Origin of the sequence: Vibrio japonicus, from assembly GCF_024582835.1 — a bacterium.
GTDB lineage: Bacteria > Pseudomonadota > Gammaproteobacteria > Enterobacterales > Vibrionaceae > Vibrio > Vibrio japonicus.
Genome location: NZ_CP102097.1, coordinates 670,877 through 688,623 on the forward strand (window position 1 = coordinate 670,877; position 17,747 = coordinate 688,623).

Sequence of the window (17,747 nt, forward strand, 5' to 3'; positions counted from 1 at the left end):
TTATCCCTGACCTTTACTACCGTACGCATAAGTAGCGTATTCTGTATATGAATGTTTACCTGCTTTGGGTACAGGAACCTGATTGAGTACCACACCATCAATGGATATTTGATGCTTGGTAAATAATGTCATGGTATGTCTGTAAACAGATTTAGTTGTGCTGTTTGCCTTAAGAACTAAAATAATCCCTTCCGTGATCTTTCCGACAATAAAAGCATCTTTGACAGGTAGCACTGGAGGGGTATCAATAATAATTTTGTCGTATTGCTGCTCTAGCTTGGCAATTAAGTCCTTGAACGCTTGACTACTGAGAAGTTCTTGAGGATCGGGGGCCACCATACCAGCCGGCAATAGGTCCAAATTTGTACCTTCTACTTTTGTAATACACTCTTCTAAAGGCGTGTTCATAAGTAGATGATTAACCACTCCTGGATGGCTATGCGGGCGAGAGAATCTCCCAGCCAACGAAGGTTTTCTCAAGTCACAGTCAATGAGCAATACTTTTTCGAGTTTGGCAAACGAAAGGGCAAGGTTAACCGAGGTGGTCGTTTTCCCTTCTCCTGGCACCGACGATGAGATAGCTAAGAGCTTTCGGTTGGAGTGATGCAAACTAAGCAGAAGCGAAGTTCTGATAGAATCAACTGACTCTTGGAATGCCGCAAATTTGCTATTGTTAAACACCTTGAAATCAATTGGAGCTTTCTTGTATTGCTTATCCTTAAGAGCAGGAATACTGCCTGTTGGTAACAGACCAAGCTTATTTTCAAAGTCTCGGCTTGACTCTATGGTGTTATTTAATGCGTCTAATAAGATAGAAACGACAATGGCAAAACCAAGACTTGCAATGAATACCAATATAACAATAAGGCGTTTATTCGGCTTGCTTGGATCTTTTGGTGTAAATGCGTGGTCACTAAATCGCGCATTGGCAGCACTAAAGTCACTGGTTGCGGACGTCTCTTTCTGGCGTGTTAAAAACAAGTCGTAGAGTTTTGCGTTGGTATCCACTTCCCGTTTTAGCGCATCATATTCTCGCTTCACAACACTTAGAGATTGGAACTCCCCTTTCTTTTCAACCAACTCCGCCTTTAACAGTTGTTCTTGGTTGACCGCACTGGCAAGCTCTTTTTCTATGCCATTTACGAGCTTTCTGACAATCGTGTTTGCGCGGCGCTGGATAGAATCTAACTGTGCCTGTGCCTGGATCATTCTATCGTGCTTAGGGCCATAACGTTTTGACAACTCACTGACTACTTTCTCTGCCTGCGATTCTGCAAGCCGAATATCTCGAATCTGTGGGTGGTTTGAAATCAATGACATTGAAGCCAACGTAGCAGCATCAGCTGATCTATGACCCTTTAAAGCATTAAATAGAGACTGAGTTTCTATTCTTTTTTCTGTCGCTTTAGCGATTCGGTCAGTTAAGTTAGACAGCTCTGAACTGGTTAACGCGACAATGCCGCTATCATCAATCAACTCTTGCTCTTGCAAAAAACTCAGCAATGCTTGCTCTGAAGCATCCAGTTTACCCTTCAGCTCAGCCAACCTCTGGTTAATCCAACTCGTCGCTTGCTCTGTTGCCAGCAACTTAGATTCCAAATTGTTTTCTATAAATGCTTGGCCAACAGCATTAGCAATATCGGCGGCGAGTTTAGGGTCACTAGATTCAAAACTGATATGAACAAGTTGAGTTTTTCGAATTGGAGATATTGTTAGTTTGGATTTGAATACTTGTAAAACCCTTCTGTTTAACGCTTCTTGTTCAGCTTGAGCGTCTAATTGAATCGGCTCTTTCTTTGGGTAAAGAGCTTGCATTAGCGGAAGCTGTTTGATCGTTTGTTTTAATTCATCAACAATTGTTGGTGGTGCATCTGAGACAGCCGGATTAAACTCAGCAACGCTCGTTAATTGAAGCTTATCAATAACACGCTGCGCAACATTGTTTGATTTCAAAATTTCGAATTGAGTTTGATAGTACTCTTTAGCGCGCGTATCAATACCAACGACTTCTTCAATAGAAATCGCTTTCTTCTGTGAAGACTCTATTAATAAAGTTGCCGTTGCTTTGTACGAAGGTGTGATAGACATAACGAACAATACTGATATTGCAGTACACAATAAAGTAAATGCCGAAATATAAAACCACCTATTTTTAATTAAATGGTAGTAATAGCCTAGATCAATAATTCTTTCTTGATTAGGCAAACCCGAGTGGGATTGACTTAACATGGTTGGTATCCGTGCTAACAGTTTTAGGGAGTGACGTTAGAAAAAGCTCTCATCGATCATAATAATGTCGCCAGGTTTTACCCTTGACGACAGTTTAACTCGAGACTTCTTATCATCTTGACCTGATTGAGTAACATAAACTTTATTTTTGGCAGCTCTATCTGTAAATCCACCTGCTAATGCAATGGCTTTATCGACTGTAAGACCGGGCTGATATTCATAACCTCCCGGCTTCTTAACTTCTCCATTAACATAGATACTTCTGAAGCCGATAATGGTTACACGAACTTTCGGTGAGATAAGATAATCACCTTTTAGCCCTTTTGTTATTTCACTCTTAAGTTGTTCTGGGGTTTTATTTATAACCGTTAACTGGCCAAGATATGGATAATCAAACTTACCACTATTGTTGATATGTAACTCTTCAATAGATAAGTTCTCTTCCCCATACACAGAGATTTGAATCTTATCTCCGGCACCTAATTTATAGGTATCTTCAAATGCATAAGAGTAGCCACTAACAAAAATAAGCTTCATAAAAATATAAATGGAGAGTATGTTTCGCATTTTAATTCTCGAAATTTTAAAACATTAGAAGTTAGCATTTGCTGAGATAAACATTACATTTTGCTTATAGTTATTACTTTCCAATGAAGAGTCATTGTTCTCGTAATTCCAACCTAAACTAATATCTGCATGCTCAAATATTTCGTAACCAAAGTTTATACCACTTTTAAATAGCTCGTCGTCACGTTTCAATTGCTGACCAAAACGTTGTGAATTCGAGTAATCATCATCTCTCAACTGAACGCTTAGGTTGCTATAAAAATTGTTTAGCCAATAGTGCTTCCATCCAGCATACAAACTCTTTTCATCTACGTAATATACCGTTCCCTGATCGCTATCTCTGGCTCGCTGAGCTCCGGACAAGGTAACGGTTGAATGTTTTACAGGCTTCCAAATTACATCAAGATCCCAGCTGAAACCTTGGAAGTCTTCCTTTGTTGATTCATCATAAGATTTATCTTGTAAACCTAACCTTAATTTACCTGTCGTCTTTCCAGTCGCTTCCCAAGTTGCACCAAGTAAATAGAAGATATCCACGCTGTCTTGTGACAAATCAGTAATCGGATCATTGAGGTCATATCTTCGTTCAATCGTATCAACCTCAAAAATCAGACTAGTTGCCGGCATTACTCGGTAATAGAAAGCAAGAGCGCCACTAAGTTCACGATGATCTTTGTGTTTGGTGCTCACTCTTCCAATGCCTGGCAATTGGGTGTCTCTATAGTTTTTGTACTCTCGATCTTCATAGCCCAGAGTTAATTCGACGCGCCCTTTGGCTTGTTCTGAGCCATAGACATATGTGCCATTGACATTATGTATAGCGAATTTAACTGGTTCATCAGTAGCTGTTGATAGCTCATCACCTGCAAGAAGGCCTGTACCACGTTCTTCATGCGAGTATTGATAGCTATAATTAAGCGCTACCCCGTTTCTGGAATTTAATCGAATAAAGTTATTTGTAGATAGAGTATGGTCAATATAGTTATCATCACTGCTATCCAGATATGTTCCAGATGACAGCTGATAAGCAACACTGTATTGATTACCTCCCCTATCAGACTCAACACTAATGCCTGGCTCTAACACAAAAACCGATGAAGATTCTGGGGCCTTAGCGTCAGAATAACGACCTATATTGTCATTGTACTCAAATCTCGAGTCTAGAATTGGCACCAACTTTAGACCTGATTCCGTTATATAACCGTTGCTCTCTGAAGCTTGGGCTGAATGGAAACAAGAAGTCAGTAACACGGCTAATATAGACAACTGTGGTTTGTTCATCTCTAATCCTTTAGTAAGTATTTTTTCCTGCAAAGCCTTTAAAGACCGTAAGAAATATAATTTTAATATCCAGCCAAAGTGACCAGTTTCGGATATATGTCAAATCGTACTCAACTCGTTTTTCCATCTTGTATAACGTATCCGTTTCTCCTCGGTAGCCATTAATTTGTGCCCACCCTGTGATTCCCGGTTTGACTTTGTGCCGAAGCATGTATTTGTTCACTATTTTTCTATATTCTTCATTGTGAGCAATCGCATGAGGCCTAGGACCAACAATCGACATACGCCCTTGGAGAACATTAATAAATTGTGGTAATTCATCTAAAGAAGTTCGGCGAATAAAGCTTCCAAACTTAGTGACTCTTGGATCATTCTTTGTCGCTTGCTTAACAACATTTCCGTTGTCCATAACTTTCATCGAACGAAATTTCCAAACTTTTATTTTCTTTCCATCTATACCGTATCGATACTGCTTGAAAATAATGGGACCAGGAGAAGAAAGCTTTACACCTATAGACACCGCCAAAAGCAGCGGGCTGATTAATGTCAAAATAATTGAAGATACGACAATGTCTTCTAGACGTTTTACAAAAGTAGTGAGTCCATAAAAAGGCGTATCACGTACGCTTAAAGTAGGCACTTGGCCGACGTTACGCCAGCGAGACTGAATAAGATCATACGTGAAGAAATCCGGTACGATGTAAACTCGTGCCGTACTGTCAGAGAAATAGTCAATGATTTCTTTGATTCGCTCAGAAGCTTGCATCGGAAGCGCAACATACACATGCCTAAAGTCTCGCTCTTTCGCCATATGTAACGCGTCATTAATTGAACCACGAATTGGGATTGAATTAGGAAACGCAGGGAGGCGGTCCATAGAACGGTCATCAAACAGACCTACTAACTTTAAACCTAAATGCTTATTGGATTGAATTTCGCGAGCCAATGATAAACCAGCACTCGTCGCTCCGATTATGATGCTTTTTTTCTTATACGAGTTGCTACCTAACAAGTTCGAAAGACGACCAAATACTAATCGATAGAAAAGTAACGCGGACGGAACATATATCAGCCAAGCGCCGATTGCGACTCTTGAAAAGTGGCTAGTGACTTTAAAAGCGAACGCTAGACACAACAACACGCCAATACTGCATGTCCAACAAAAAAGAATAGGGCCAACGGTTTGTCGTAAAGAAGAGTAGTATGTAGAGTTATATACACCTGCTAACTCAGCTATCACACTGTAAGCTAAAATAGCGACTGTTAATGCCAATAAATAGTAGTGATCCCAACTTCCCACGTAAAAGGCAATTATCGAAATAAAGCCAAGTAAGATAAGAGTTATATCTACCATTCGATAGATAAGGATATGTTCTTCACCATGGGTTTTAATTATCCCAACATCTCTCATTACCTTGGTTCCTTCGTTTAGGTACGCTACCGCCCTTGGGTTGAGCCCCCAATGCGCTAATAACAATGTCAATGATATTTATATAAAAAGTGTCCCGGTTAAGGAGGTAGTAGTCTGAATATTTTTCGACGAAAAAAAAACTCTATTGTTTGACTTATTATTCACTATCCTACAAATAAGAATGCAATACGTCTCATATAAAAAACACCAGTGATATCGCTCGCACTAAACTTACCTATAAAAAATACAACTATCACAAGCTAATGATTTAAAACTAAATATCTAAGAGGAAGGTAATAAAAACAATTTAGAAAACTGTTATTACTATTCAGGAAAAGGTTTATTTTTATATTGATGAAATGGAAAGTTATCGTTTTTAAAACAAAAAAAGCCCCTCTAAAAGAGGGGCAAATACCATCGCTTATTATTATAGTGATAATACCAGTAAATGATTAGTTTATAATTAACCAAAGTCGCCGTTTACATAACCTTTTGTACGGTCATCTTTCGGTTCATTAAAGATTGTTTGAGTCTCATTGTGCTCAACCAACTCTCCCATGAGGAAAAACGCTGTACGGTCTGAAATACGGCGAGCCTGCTGCATAGAGTGAGTCACGATAACAATCGTATAATCTTTCTTGAGCTCTTCCATAAGCTCTTCAATTTTGTGTGTCGCGATTGGATCGAGTGCGGATGTTGGCTCATCCATCAGAATGACATCTGGCTCCATTGCAATCGTACGCGCGATACACAGACGCTGTTGCTGACCACCAGATAAACCAAACGCGTGTGACTTAAGACGGTCTTTTACTTCATCCCAAAGCGCTGCACCACGAAGTGAACGCTCTACGACCTCATCAATATGTTTTTTGTCTTTTATGCCTTGAGCACGCAAACCATACGCTACGTTCTCGTATATGCTCATCGGGAACGGGTTTGGCTTTTGGAACACCATGCCCACCTTGATTCGTAAATCTGCCACATCAACATTGCCATAGATGTTCTCACCGTCCATATTCAATTGGCCTGTGATTTTCACACCTTCAATGAGATCATTCATTCGATTCAAGCAACGTAGGAGCGTTGATTTTCCACAACCAGATGGCCCAATCAATGCCGTAACTTGTCGTGTAGGAATCGGTAAATTGATTGATTTTAGGGCTTGGTTTTCACCATAAAACAGATCTAGGTTTTCAATATCAAATTTGTTCATTTCTTCAATCTCTATAAGTCTTAATTCGTGTAATTCTTGCAATAACTATTAGTAGGTCGCTGTGTTAAAACGACTAGCGATAAGTTTTGTGATCGTGTTGATTAAAAGTACCACCACAATCAGGACAGTCGCTGTACCGTAAGCTTGGTTCCACTCTTCAACAGTGAATAGCTCGGTTGTTAGCTTGTATAAGTGAACCGTCAAGGTACGTCCTGAATCCATTAAAGATTCTGGAATACGTGCCACCATACCCGCGGTAAGGAATACAGGAGCAGATTCACCGATTACACGACCAATACTAAGAATGACCGAAGTTAAGATACCTGGCATTGCACTTGGCAAGATCAAACGCCAGATAGTATAGATTTTTGACGCGCCCAAACCATATGAACCTTCACGGTACGTTTGTGGCACTGCCATTAATGCTTCTTCTGTCGTACGGATGATGACAGGAAGAATCAGAATACTTAAGGTTAATGCACCCGAAAGAATCGAGAAGCCTAAGCCTAGTATTGCTACAAAGAAAGTCATACCAAACAAACCGAAGATAATCGACGGAATACCAGCCAGAGATTCAGTACAGAATCGAATAACTTTCACTAAACGGCTACCAACTTTTGCATATTCGGTAAGGTAAATAGCCGTCATAATTCCAAGTGGTGCAGCAACCGAAATAGAAGCAATCACCATATAAATAGTAGAGACAATCATAGGGAAGATGCCGTGCTCTTCGCCAGTACGCGTATAATTGTCGGTAATAAAGTTCCAATCTACGTGTTGAAGCCCGTTAGATAAGATGTACCAGATAATCCAGAACAGGAAGCCTACTGTTAGAGCGGCCGCCCCCCAAATAAAGCCGTTTAGAATCTTATCTTTAATCTCACGAGATTGTTTTAGTTTTGCGCGATCCATATTCGTCACCTTTCCTTCACTTACTTCGCTTTTTCGCGATTAAGGTAAAGTAATGCCGCGTTCAGCATCATGATAAACACCAGCAGTACCACGCCTGTTGCGTATAGCGCATTGGCGTGTACACCACTCGCGTACGACATCTCAATTGCGATGTTGGCGGTCAGCGTTCGAGCTGAATCCAGAATACCTTGTGGCATGGCAGGTGCGTTACCCATCACCATGATGATCGCCATTGTTTCACCCAGTGCACGACCAATGCCTAAAATAACGCCGGTCATAATGCCTGAACGTGCCGCAGGAACGAGTAGTTTGAAAATGGTGTAGATCTTAGAGGCACCTAACGCTAAAGAACCTTCTTTGTATGTACGGGGCACGGCGCGAATTGAGGTTTCTGAAACGGTAATAACCGTCGGAAGAATCATGACTCCAAGAACGATGATCCCGGCCAAGATTGTGTTACCCGCAGGCACATCAAAGACCTCTTGGATCAGAGGAACGATAATCACAAGACCAAAGAATCCGTAAACAACTGAGGGAATACCAGCCAACAGTTCTACAGCAGGTCTGATAACATCAGCCACGCGTTTCGGAGCAATCTCTGCGATAAAAATAGCCGTGAGTACTCCCACTGGAACGCCAACAACGACTGCGCCAAATGTTGATACAACAGATGCGACAATCATGGTTGCAACGCCGTAGAGCGCCGGTGGCAACCAGTTTTGGCCTAATACAATTCCAGTAATACCCGCTTCTTCAAACGCTGGGATAGACTCTCTGACAATGAAATAAGCAATAACTGACAGAGAAACAATGCCGATTACTGCACTAGTAAGAAACAAAGCATGGAAGATGCGTTCTTTCCAATCCACTCGTTTTTTCGTACGCAAACGCGGTTTAGAAACTCGAGTTACTTCAGCTTCACTATTCATAAGCTTTTCACTATTTGTTGCGATGGTCATTATGTTTAACCTATCTACCGAGACTTTCTCGTTAGGAAGTTAAGAAAAGGCTCAGCCCAAAAGCAGGCTGAGCAAGTTAGAAATTTGAGTTAAATTAGTTAACTGTAATGTAGCCGTGGCTCGCTACGATAGCTTGTGCTTCGTCAGTTAGCATCCAGTCTAGGAATTTCTGAGTTTCAGCAGATGGTTCGCCTTTCTTGTATAGCACTAGGAAAGGACGTGCTACTTTGTAAGAACCGTTCTTAACGTTATCGACCTTAGCTTCTACACCATCAATCGCTAGCGCGTGAACCGTATTGTCCACCGTACCTAGAGAGATGTAGCCGATTGCGTAAGGGTTAGATGCAACCATAGTTTTCAGAGCGCCGTTACCGTTTGCAACCTGAGCACGTTGAGAAATTGCAGATACCTTCTTACCAGAAACTTCCATTTTTAGAGACATGATGTCTTCAAAAGCGCCACGAGTACCAGACGCTGTATCACGAGTAACAGCAACGATTGGCTTGTCTGCACCACCAACATCTTTCCAGTTTGTGATTTCGCCTTTGTAAATTGCAGATACTTGATCAGCAGTCAGACCTTTTAGATCGTTCTTTGGGTTAACAACAACAGCGATTCCATCGCGTGCCACCGCTTCTTCAATAAGCGTAGGTTCTTTTTCTGAGTCTTTTAGATTACGAGAAGACATACCTAGATTTGCAGAACCATTTTTTGCAGCTTTAACACCCGCTGAAGATCCTGGGCCTTGAACTTCGATAAATACTTCTGGGTTCTTTTTCATGTATGTTTCAGAGAAAACTTCCATCAGTGGAGTAACGCTGCTAGAACCTACTGCAGAGATCGTTTCTTTAGCAGAAACTGAAGTCACTGCCATTGCGCCTAGAAGTGCGATTGCACCGATAACTGTCTTTTTCATCACAATTTCCTTTGAGTGGCTTTATTGCCGTTTCGTTTCACTTGAACGGTGCTCACTTTAGGATCTAAATGTGACAGTTGTGTTTCACTTAGTTGAAGCCTATATGACACATGCAATCGCTTACTAACGGATTATCAAGTAATTACACTATAGTTAGCACAACGATTGGATGAACAGAATTACAGTGCAACACACCACATAAGGCAATGAAATGTAACAATTTTTATGGTTACCAACATTTCAAATAATGCGACTCACTACAGATTTATCAGCATTGAATTCCCCACACATAGGATTAGAATTAATACTCTATTGATAATAATAATAATTTTATTTATTACTTTTTTTGAAGAGGAAACTCTATGCGCCAACTACTTAGTGGCTTATCCATTAAACTTCAGGTTGTCATCCCGGTCGTGTTCACATTGCTCCTTTTAGCTTCGGGCATTAGCTTCAGCACGACAACTCTCAACAACGCGTTTAACCAAGTCAGTCTATCCACGGAGGAGGTGATTAGCCACAAGGACGATTTAACAAAAATCATCGACAATACATATGGGATGCGTATTAAAGCCATTTATAGTTTATTCCGAGCAGAAGACTTAAAGGAACTGTCTAGCGCACTCTTACAGAAAAAAGAACTCAACTTTGAGTTACTCAATTCTTTAGAGACCGTGCCTGGACTTAGCCCTGAAGTTAATGCACTGAGAACTGCAATGAATGCTTATGTCAGTTACTCTATTAACATCATGTCTCCTCTTCTTATTCAAAAACATTCCTCAGACGAAACCGATCAAGCGTTTACAAACAAGTATGCACAAGCTGCCGCCTTGTATCGCGAAAAAGGCGACACAATGACCAATGCGATTGAAGATTTATCGTCCAAACTCAATACACTTACGCTCATTGAAATTGAGCAAAACCAGCAACACCATTCTCAAGTGATGTTTCACACAATTTTAGGACTGATCGTAGTACTCATTTTAGCGATTGGAATAAGCTGGGTACTTGCCGGAGTCATTGTAAAGCCGATCAAATCGATGCAAGACGCAATGAGAGAGCTCGCGACTGGTAATCTAAAAATAGAGGTAGCAGAAGAAGGCAACAACGAAATTACCGCTTTATCTCGAGATTTCAACGCTACGGTAAAACAGCTCAGAAATACCGTTGATTCCATGGTCCGCATCAGTGTAGACGTCGCTTCCGCCTCAACAGAACTTGCAGCTGTCATGACTCAATCTTCTGCAAATTCTGACCAAGAAAGAAATGAAGTCGAGCAGGTCGCTTCCGCCATCAATCAAATGGAGAGTACCGCGTCAGAGGTAACTCAACGCGCGAACCAAGCAGACGCTGCTTCAGCTCAGGCCAAAGAACTGGCTCACGACAGTTTAATCGTCTTCGAACAAAACACTCGTGCGAGCGAGCAAATGGCTCAGAAACTGTCTGAGGCTGCGGGTGTAGTGACATTGTTAAAAGAACAGTCAGAAAAGATAGGTAACGTCATAGAAGTCATAGAGGGGATTTCGGAACAAACCAATCTTTTGGCTTTAAATGCTGCCATCGAAGCCGCTCGAGCTGGTGAAAGTGGTAGAGGGTTTGCCGTGGTAGCTGATGAAGTACGTATGTTAGCGGCGCGGACCCAGCAATCCACAAAGGAAATCCAAGCCATTATTGAAGAGCTACAACTACATTCAGGAACAGCGAATGAAAGCATGAATTCCAGTTTAGACATGCTTGCGCGCAATCAAGAGCAAGCTAATCGAGTCAGTGAAGCGCTAAACAACATTAGCCATACTATTTCTGAACTTAACACAATCAACGAGCAAGTCGCTGTAGCATCGGAAGAGCAAGGACAAGTCACGGCAGATGTAAATAACAATCTTAGCAATATCTATGAACTGGTTAGCCAAAACGTGACAGGTATAACTCAAGCCGCGGCTGCCAGCCAAGAGCTCTCTAGCCTGGCTGAAAATCAAAAACAGCAGCTAGGGTTCTTTAAGGTATAGTTCTTTAAGGTATAGTTCTTTACGATGTCGCTCTCTACAATATAGTTATTTACGGTATTAATGAATAAGGGGTTGCGCTGTGCAACCCCTTAATGTTTTTATTCGTCGTCAGTTTTAGGCGCGACTTTCTTTTTCGGAATAAATACCGAATCACCCACCGCCACATTTTGGTAAAAACCTTTATCGCGTTTGGCTGGTTTCTTCGTCACTTTCTTAGCTTGTGATTTAGCTTTCGTATCTGACTTAGACTTAGCTCGGAAGTCAGGTTTACGCGGCTTAAGGCCTTTAAACTTACCTTTTAATCCTTCCAATTCAGAGAATTGAATGTCCTGTTGTAAGTACGCTTCAACACGCTTAAAACTATCCCAGTCTTTAGGGCCAACTAAAGAGATCGCATCACCTTTATTACCAGCACGGCCAGTACGACCGACTCGATGAACATATTCTTCAGTATGTTTAGGCATATCAAAGTTAATCACGTGAGTAACATTGGCAATATCCAAACCACGCGAAGCAACATCTGTTGTCACCAAAATTTTAAACACACCGCGCTCGAATTGACTCATGATGGTATTACGCTGAGTCTGATTTAGATTACCACTTAGAGCAATCGCTTTTAATTTTTGATCGTTCAGCTTTTGTGTCAAACGGTCCGTATCGTCGCGAGTCGCGGTAAAAATAATCAGCTGCTTATAAACCGCCTCTTCCAGAACACGTTCCAGGATGGCTTCTTTATGATCTAAATGGTCACATAAATAAAATTTCTGTGTGATGTCTTTATGTTCTTCATTTGACACACCCACAGCAATGCGTTTAGGCGCTTCCAGCATTTCAAATGCAATTTCGTTGACTTCAGCGTGATCAAGCGTCGCTGAGAACATTAACGTTTGACGGCGGCGATGCTTCGCTGCTTTATGGATACGGCGAAGCTCTGGAGCAAAACCAAGATCCAACATGCGATCGGCTTCATCTAGAATCAATGTCTCTAAACCATCAAGAAATAGCGAACGGTGCTCTAAGTGATCCGCCAAGCGTCCTGGCGTAGCAACGATAAATTTTGGATAACGACGTAGCGCTTTAACCTGATCATTAAAGTTTTCGCCACCTACAATCAGCGTCGCTTCATAAGATAACCCACCAAGCATAGAGCGCAGCTCACCGTAAACTTGCTTTGCAAGCTCACGCGTAGGCGCGAGGATAATGCCACGAGGATCTTTCGCAGAGAATGCCTTGTTCTTTAACGACTTATGCAGCATAGGAAGAACAAAAGCTAGTGTTTTACCTGATCCAGTCTTTGAGGACGCCAGCAGATCTTTACCAGCAATCACGACTGGGATTGCTTTTTGTTGAATCTCTGTCGCTTTCTTAAAGTCGAAATGCTTTAGGTTCTTGAGTAAGCGATTGTCTAAGCCTAAATCTTTGAAGTGCAAGGTATTCTCCATCTGAAATACAATGTATCAGAAAGGCCACGGTGTACCATCCAACACATGAAAATTAAATTAACAGCGTATGATACCCAGATTTGCTCAAAGTGGATAGTGATCACAGAAAATATTACTTGCTGTCATTTTAGGGCTTGCACTTTCTCATTTAGCCTTTGTCATTCCGTTTCTCTTCTGTGAGACATAGCTCAATTAATTTGATAATTATCTAAATTCTTGGGTTTTTTTGACTTTTTCAACCTTTTGGTAAAATAAAATACGCACTACACTGAACGAGTCACTATACGATAATAATGTGTAGGGCAACGTTAACGTAAGCATCACTATTGATACTAAATAAAAGCAAGGAGTTCGATTATGAACAAAATGTTGATCGCAGCTGCAACGTCTTCTGTACTTCTACTAGCAGGTTGTGCGTCAGGTCCAGACGAAGCAACAACAGCAAAAATGGACGAGCTTAGCAACCAAGTTAGCCAGCTAAGCCAAGACATGCAATCTCTACGTTCTGACGTTCGTCGTACTGCAGACGCAGCAATGTCAGCTCAAGAAGAAGCAGCACGCGCTAACGAGCGCATCGACAACATTGCTCAGTCTTACACTAAGTAATTATGTCTTTATAAAAAGAGAGGGCCTGCACTGCAGACCCTCTCTTTTTTATTCTGAAAATTATATAGCTAGACCTCTATCGAGGTGCGGTCACTTCGACTGGAAAACCATTTTGAGCAGCAATCGTCGCTTTAACCTTAGAGTCTGAGTGACTGAATTCTTCTAACCACCAGCTCAACTCTAACGGAATATCCATCGCTTTTTTGGAGCCATCGCTTCTTGTTAACGGTTCATGCGCTTCGACAAACACACTTCGATCAGGCTCAAGTGACATCTTCACAGGCTCATCAATAATACGAACCTTCTCACCGCGTTTAACATTTGGGAACAACCACTCGATATCTTTAGGGTCCATACGTATGCAACCAGCACTCACTCGTAAACCAATCCCAAAGTCTTTATTGGTTCCGTGGATGAGATACTCACCATTTCCGTAAGCCAAACGCAACGCATATTCACCTAACGGGTTATCAGGGCCAGATTGTACTACCGCAGGTAATTCAATGCCCTTCGCTAAATATTCACGTCGTATAGACGCTGGCGGTGTCCAAGTAGGATTTGGGCGCTTCTGGCTGATCGATGTTACCATGGTTGGCGTATCTCGCCCGATTCGCCCTATACCCACAGGGAAAATATGGACAATGTCTGAATCTTGAGGAAAGTAATACAAGCGCAATTCAGCCAAATTGATAACAACACCTTCGCGCTCAACATTCGGTAAAATTATTTGAGTTGGGATTGTCAGTACGTAATCCGCTTCTGGCAAAAATGGGTCTATCCCTTTGTTTGCCGCCATTAGGGAAAGAAAACCAACGTCATATTTTTTCGCGATTTCAGCAATCGTCTCGCCTTGTACAACCTTATGGTACTGCATCCGTCCAACGATATTGCTTCCTTCAGGCGGTAGGTCATAACTTGCAGCAAAAGCATTGCAAGCTACTAAACAGCCGAGTGCAATGAGTTTACGAAACATTCATAGCATCCTTAGCATTTTTATAATTGGTCAAGGTTATCTCTCTTTGCTCCTTGTGATCAACAATTGGTGCTGAATATGACAACGCTTTGACATTGCTCCACTTCCAAGGCTTATGGATGTATTTATCCGGAACATCAGATAAAGCAGGAATCCACTGTCTGACAAAATCGCCCTTGGCATCAAACCTCTCTCCCTGAGTAACAGGATTAAAGATTCGAAAATAGGGCTGACCATCACAACCTGTCGATGCGCACCACTGCCAACCGCCATTGTTAGCCGCGTAGTCTCCATCAATAAGCTTACTCATAAAGTACGCTTCACCTACTCTCCAATCTACTTGAAGGTCTTTGATTAAAAAACTAGCAACGACCATCCTTAGCCGGTTGTGCATCCAACCCGTTTGATTCAATTGGTGCATAGCAGCATCCACTATTGGGTATCCTGTCCTGCCTTTTTTCCAAGCATCAATGCGAGCATCTTCGTTTTGCCATTTAAGTGCATTTCCCCATGCGAGGAAACTTTTCCCCATAGAAAGCTTCGGTTCAAAATACGTTAAATGCTGATAAAACTCTCGCCAAATAAGCTCATTTTGCCATGTTTCACGCCCAATACTAAGTGGAGGTGATTGCTGATACAGTACGCGGGCCATGCACTGACGTACCGACAGCGCACCTATCGCCAAATAAGGAGATACTCCACTTGTCCCTGCGATAGATGGATAATCTCTGTCCTCTTTGTAACGATCTACAGAGTCATTATTAAACTCTCGAAGCAAGCTATAAATCGCTATTGTCTCGACTGCATATCGTTCACTTGAGACGCGAGGATAACTAAACAGACTCTCAACGCTAAAAACATCACTGGGAAGTGCACCAAGGTCTGCTGGTAACTTAACCTTAAACGCCTTTTGGGGATGCGCCGGACACAGTGAAAGCTGGCTAAGGTAGGCTTTCTTAAATGGTGTAAATACTTTGAAGTACTCCCCCTGCTTGTTCACCACACTTCCTGGCGGAAGGATGCACTTATCGTCATAACGGTGGAGCGTTTTACTCTGCGCATTTAACTTCTGTTCGAGGAAATCATCGCGTCGAGTTTCATTGAGTTCATACTCTTTGTTAACAAATACATCATCAACACCTAGAGCATTGGCTAACCCAACGACTTTATCGACGCTATCTGTAAACGTATCGACTTCGAAGTAAAGCAAAGGAACATTAAGCGCGGCGAGATCTTGTTGAAGCTCAAACAGACGGCGATAGATAAAGTCAGCCTGAATAGGTGCTAGGTGATGTTCTGTCCAGGTTTGAGGTGTCGCAATAAACACCGCCGCAACAGGTCCACCAACCTTCGAAGCTTCAAACAACGCGGTATTATCATCGACACGCAAATCGCGCCGTAGCCATACCAGATTCATCACGAGCTCCTCGTTAGCTCGAGAACGTCTGATAAGATGACATTTCCTGTGTAAGAAGCGCGTAACTGCTCAATGGCACTCTTTTGCACTTCCGTGACAGGTTTTGGACTGTATACCGCAATAGAGTCATACGCATCAGACAACTCCAAGTCGTTAAGTCCAGAGATGTCTTCAATACCATCCATGATGGCGACATTCCAACCTTTTGCTGAAAATTGAGCAGCCCACAGTCGGCTAGAAATATCCCTGTTGTTAGCATAACTAATAAGTAAGCACTTACCTGCTCTGGCTGCTTTGTTTTCTGATTCAATGATCGACTCTAATCGTGGAATCAACAAGCTCATAAACAGGCTTTCCTGCAGTATTTTCTGATTGCGCTTCACCATTGAGATTGCATTTTTTACCGGAGTAATAAACTGCTGCTCAACCACCTCTAATGGATACTCTTTCAGTACGGTATTGATGATTGATTCGGCTTTAGCCTTGCGCAGCATCGCCAGCGCTTCTAACATCACCTCAACATCTTCAAGCTTCTCTACCCCAGTGCTCTGAGCTTCCTCTGGTAAGAGGTTACCTTCCAACAACGCTTTAACCTTACCAATCGAGACGCCTTTACTGAGCCAACTTTGGATCTCTTCAATACGAGTAATATCTTCTTCACGATACAGTCGGTGGCCTTTTTCCGTTCTCTGCGGCTTGATCAAATTGTAACGGCGCTGCCATGCTCTTAACGTCACTGGCTTCACACCCGTTATTTCCGATACTTCTCTAATGGCGTACAGCTTCTTGTCACAATCCATAACGTAAACGTAACTCCTGTGGGTAAGGTTCTAAAAATTTTTGTTGCTCTAAGTATCCGTCAGGATGAGTAGCTAAGTAGTGTTTAATAAGAGTTAAGGGTGCGAGCAAAGGAAGCACGCCAACACGGTAGTCGTCGATAACATTCCTTAATTCTGCTTTCTCTTTTTTACCTAAATAGCGTTTAAAGTAACCTTGGATATGCATAAGCACATTGGTATTGTTCTTTCGACTGGCTCTGTGAGACATAGCGCGCATCAGCCCAGTACGGTACAAATCATAAAAATGGTCTAGTTCGTATTCTTTAATGTTGGCAACTAGCCTGCCCAACTCTCTGTATGACGTCGGATGATGGGCCATCAAGGTGAGCTTATAGCGCGAATGGAAAGCGACGATATTCCCTCGAGCCACATCCTTCCCGACACTCTGGTAAAAATCATGTAAAGTAAAAACGCGAGTAATAAAATTTTCTTTTAGCACTGGGTCATTGAGCCTGCCATCTTCCTCAACAGGCAACCATGGCATTTGCTGAAGCAGTTCATTCGTGTATAAGCCAACTCCCGTATTATCTGCCCCAGATCGCTTATAGACCTTCACTCGTTCCATGCCACAAGTCGGAGATTTAGCACAGACAATATACCCGCACAACTGAGCATCCGTGAGCTCTGCCACTTTTGCCCGCGAGTAATCCAACATGGCATCGGTGTGATCTTTTGTTGCGTCTTTCGTTTCTACAAGCGCAATGCGCTCTTCGTTTGAAATTAATCGTATTGTTGGTCTTGGAACAGGCATCCCCATCCCAACCTCTGGACATACCGATACAAACTCAAAGTAAGGTGAAAGTTCTTTAGTCACAAACTTGCTGATCTTATGCCCTGAATCGAAACGTACTTTCTCACCCAATACGCAGGCGCTGATGCCAATCTTAATCTCTCTGTTCATACTAAACTCCGCTTATCACCAAGTTGTTGTACGTAAATTTACCTTGTATAAGTTTTAGCACAATAACCATTGTTG

The 17,747-nt window shown here is 42.0% G+C and carries 15 protein-coding genes; 2 read left to right on the top strand and 13 right to left on the bottom strand.

Annotated elements, in window-relative coordinates; translation table 11 throughout:
* From NP165_RS16225 to NP165_RS16260, 8 genes are all read right to left on the bottom strand, one after another.
* A complete protein-coding gene (locus tag NP165_RS16225) occupies positions 1–2,229 on the bottom strand; it encodes a GumC family protein (protein ID WP_257086791.1) in 2,229 nt (742 codons plus the stop codon).
* Between the two features lie 36 nt (positions 2,230–2,265).
* A complete protein-coding gene (locus tag NP165_RS16230; protein WP_257086845.1) occupies positions 2,266–2,766 on the bottom strand; it encodes a polysaccharide biosynthesis/export family protein in 501 nt (166 codons plus the stop codon).
* Between the two features lie 54 nt (positions 2,767–2,820).
* Positions 2,821–4,077: an outer membrane beta-barrel protein gene (locus tag NP165_RS16235; RefSeq protein WP_257086792.1), complete on the bottom strand. Its 1,257-nt coding sequence runs from the start codon at positions 4,075–4,077 to the stop codon at positions 2,821–2,823.
* A gap of 10 nt (positions 4,078–4,087) precedes the next feature.
* Positions 4,088–5,488 carry an undecaprenyl-phosphate glucose phosphotransferase gene (locus NP165_RS16240; protein WP_257086793.1) on the bottom strand — a complete coding sequence of 467 codons (1,401 nt, stop codon included), beginning with the start codon at positions 5,486–5,488 and terminating at the stop codon, positions 4,088–4,090.
* A gap of 463 nt (positions 5,489–5,951) precedes the next feature.
* Positions 5,952–6,701, bottom strand: a complete 750-nt coding sequence (pstB, locus tag NP165_RS16245) for a phosphate ABC transporter ATP-binding protein PstB (RefSeq protein ID WP_257086794.1) — start codon at positions 6,699–6,701, stop codon at positions 5,952–5,954.
* A 48-nt stretch (positions 6,702–6,749) separates the two neighbouring features.
* On the bottom strand, positions 6,750–7,613 hold the full coding sequence (gene pstA / locus NP165_RS16250) for a phosphate ABC transporter permease PstA (protein ID WP_257086795.1): 864 nt from the start codon (positions 7,611–7,613) through the stop codon (positions 6,750–6,752).
* Between the two features lie 20 nt (positions 7,614–7,633).
* Positions 7,634–8,572: a phosphate ABC transporter permease subunit PstC gene (pstC, locus tag NP165_RS16255; protein ID WP_257086796.1), complete on the bottom strand. Its 939-nt coding sequence runs from the start codon at positions 8,570–8,572 to the stop codon at positions 7,634–7,636.
* Positions 8,573–8,666: 94 nt separating this feature from the next.
* The gene (locus tag NP165_RS16260) at positions 8,667–9,488 is read right to left on the bottom strand and encodes a phosphate ABC transporter substrate-binding protein (RefSeq protein WP_257086797.1); all 822 of its coding nucleotides are present in this window, start codon (positions 9,486–9,488) and stop codon (positions 8,667–8,669) included.
* A 362-nt stretch (positions 9,489–9,850) separates the two neighbouring features.
* Here NP165_RS16260 and NP165_RS16265 point away from each other — a divergent pair, with 362 nt between their 5' ends.
* Positions 9,851–11,494, top strand: coding sequence for a methyl-accepting chemotaxis protein (locus tag NP165_RS16265; protein WP_257086798.1), 1,644 nt, complete (start codon positions 9,851–9,853; stop codon positions 11,492–11,494).
* Between the two features lie 98 nt (positions 11,495–11,592).
* Here NP165_RS16265 and NP165_RS16270 read toward each other — a convergent pair whose 3' ends face one another.
* Positions 11,593–12,936 (bottom strand): DEAD/DEAH box helicase, encoded by a 1,344-nt coding sequence (locus NP165_RS16270; protein WP_257086799.1) that lies wholly within the window; start codon positions 12,934–12,936, stop codon positions 11,593–11,595.
* 357 nt (positions 12,937–13,293) lie between these two features.
* On the opposite strand from NP165_RS16270, the gene NP165_RS16275 reads away from it, so the two are divergent.
* Entirely contained in the window at positions 13,294–13,542 is a 249-nt protein-coding gene (locus NP165_RS16275) for an Lpp/OprI family alanine-zipper lipoprotein (protein ID WP_257086800.1), read from the top strand.
* A gap of 76 nt (positions 13,543–13,618) precedes the next feature.
* Here NP165_RS16275 and NP165_RS16280 read toward each other — a convergent pair whose 3' ends face one another.
* Genes NP165_RS16280 through NP165_RS16295 form a run of 4 tightly spaced genes read right to left on the bottom strand, consistent with a single transcriptional unit; the run spans position 13,619 to position 17,672 of the window.
* Complete coding sequence (locus NP165_RS16280) at positions 13,619–14,515, bottom strand: L,D-transpeptidase family protein (protein ID WP_257086801.1); 897 nt, start codon at positions 14,513–14,515, stop codon at positions 13,619–13,621.
* Positions 14,505–15,932, bottom strand: a complete 1,428-nt coding sequence (gene phrB / locus NP165_RS16285) for a deoxyribodipyrimidine photo-lyase (protein WP_257086802.1) — start codon at positions 15,930–15,932, stop codon at positions 14,505–14,507. The genes NP165_RS16280 and phrB overlap by 11 nt, the downstream gene beginning before the upstream one ends.
* The gene (locus tag NP165_RS16290; protein ID WP_257086803.1) at positions 15,932–16,732 is read right to left on the bottom strand and encodes a MerR family transcriptional regulator; all 801 of its coding nucleotides are present in this window, start codon (positions 16,730–16,732) and stop codon (positions 15,932–15,934) included. The genes phrB and NP165_RS16290 overlap by 1 nt, the downstream gene beginning before the upstream one ends.
* The gene (locus tag NP165_RS16295; RefSeq protein ID WP_257086804.1) at positions 16,722–17,672 is read right to left on the bottom strand and encodes a YbgA family protein; all 951 of its coding nucleotides are present in this window, start codon (positions 17,670–17,672) and stop codon (positions 16,722–16,724) included. Before NP165_RS16295 ends, NP165_RS16290 begins: the two co-directional genes overlap by 11 nt.
* Positions 17,673–17,747 lie beyond the last annotated feature (75 nt).

Excerpts from the sequence above, each read along its gene's own strand:
- NP165_RS16225 (WP_257086791.1), bottom strand. The coding sequence starts at position 2,229 with ATGTTAAGTCAATCCCACTCGGGTTTGCCTAATCAAGAAAGAATTATT.
- NP165_RS16230 (WP_257086845.1), bottom strand. The coding sequence starts at position 2,766 with ATGAAGCTTATTTTTGTTAGTGGCTACTCTTATGCATTTGAAGATACC.
- NP165_RS16235 (WP_257086792.1), bottom strand. The coding sequence starts at position 4,077 with ATGAACAAACCACAGTTGTCTATATTAGCCGTGTTACTGACTTCTTGT.
- NP165_RS16240 (WP_257086793.1), bottom strand. The coding sequence starts at position 5,488 with ATGAGAGATGTTGGGATAATTAAAACCCATGGTGAAGAACATATCCTT.
- pstB (WP_257086794.1), bottom strand. The coding sequence starts at position 6,701 with ATGAACAAATTTGATATTGAAAACCTAGATCTGTTTTATGGTGAAAAC.
- pstA (WP_257086795.1), bottom strand. The coding sequence starts at position 7,613 with ATGGATCGCGCAAAACTAAAACAATCTCGTGAGATTAAAGATAAGATT.
- pstC (WP_257086796.1), bottom strand. The coding sequence starts at position 8,572 with ATGACCATCGCAACAAATAGTGAAAAGCTTATGAATAGTGAAGCTGAA.
- NP165_RS16260 (WP_257086797.1), bottom strand. The coding sequence starts at position 9,488 with ATGAAAAAGACAGTTATCGGTGCAATCGCACTTCTAGGCGCAATGGCA.
- NP165_RS16265 (WP_257086798.1), top strand. The coding sequence starts at position 9,851 with ATGCGCCAACTACTTAGTGGCTTATCCATTAAACTTCAGGTTGTCATC.
- NP165_RS16270 (WP_257086799.1), bottom strand. The coding sequence starts at position 12,936 with ATGGAGAATACCTTGCACTTCAAAGATTTAGGCTTAGACAATCGCTTA.
- NP165_RS16275 (WP_257086800.1), top strand. The coding sequence starts at position 13,294 with ATGAACAAAATGTTGATCGCAGCTGCAACGTCTTCTGTACTTCTACTA.
- NP165_RS16280 (WP_257086801.1), bottom strand. The coding sequence starts at position 14,515 with ATGTTTCGTAAACTCATTGCACTCGGCTGTTTAGTAGCTTGCAATGCT.
- phrB (WP_257086802.1), bottom strand. The coding sequence starts at position 15,932 with ATGAATCTGGTATGGCTACGGCGCGATTTGCGTGTCGATGATAATACC.
- NP165_RS16290 (WP_257086803.1), bottom strand. The coding sequence starts at position 16,732 with ATGGATTGTGACAAGAAGCTGTACGCCATTAGAGAAGTATCGGAAATA.
- NP165_RS16295 (WP_257086804.1), bottom strand. The coding sequence starts at position 17,672 with ATGAACAGAGAGATTAAGATTGGCATCAGCGCCTGCGTATTGGGTGAG.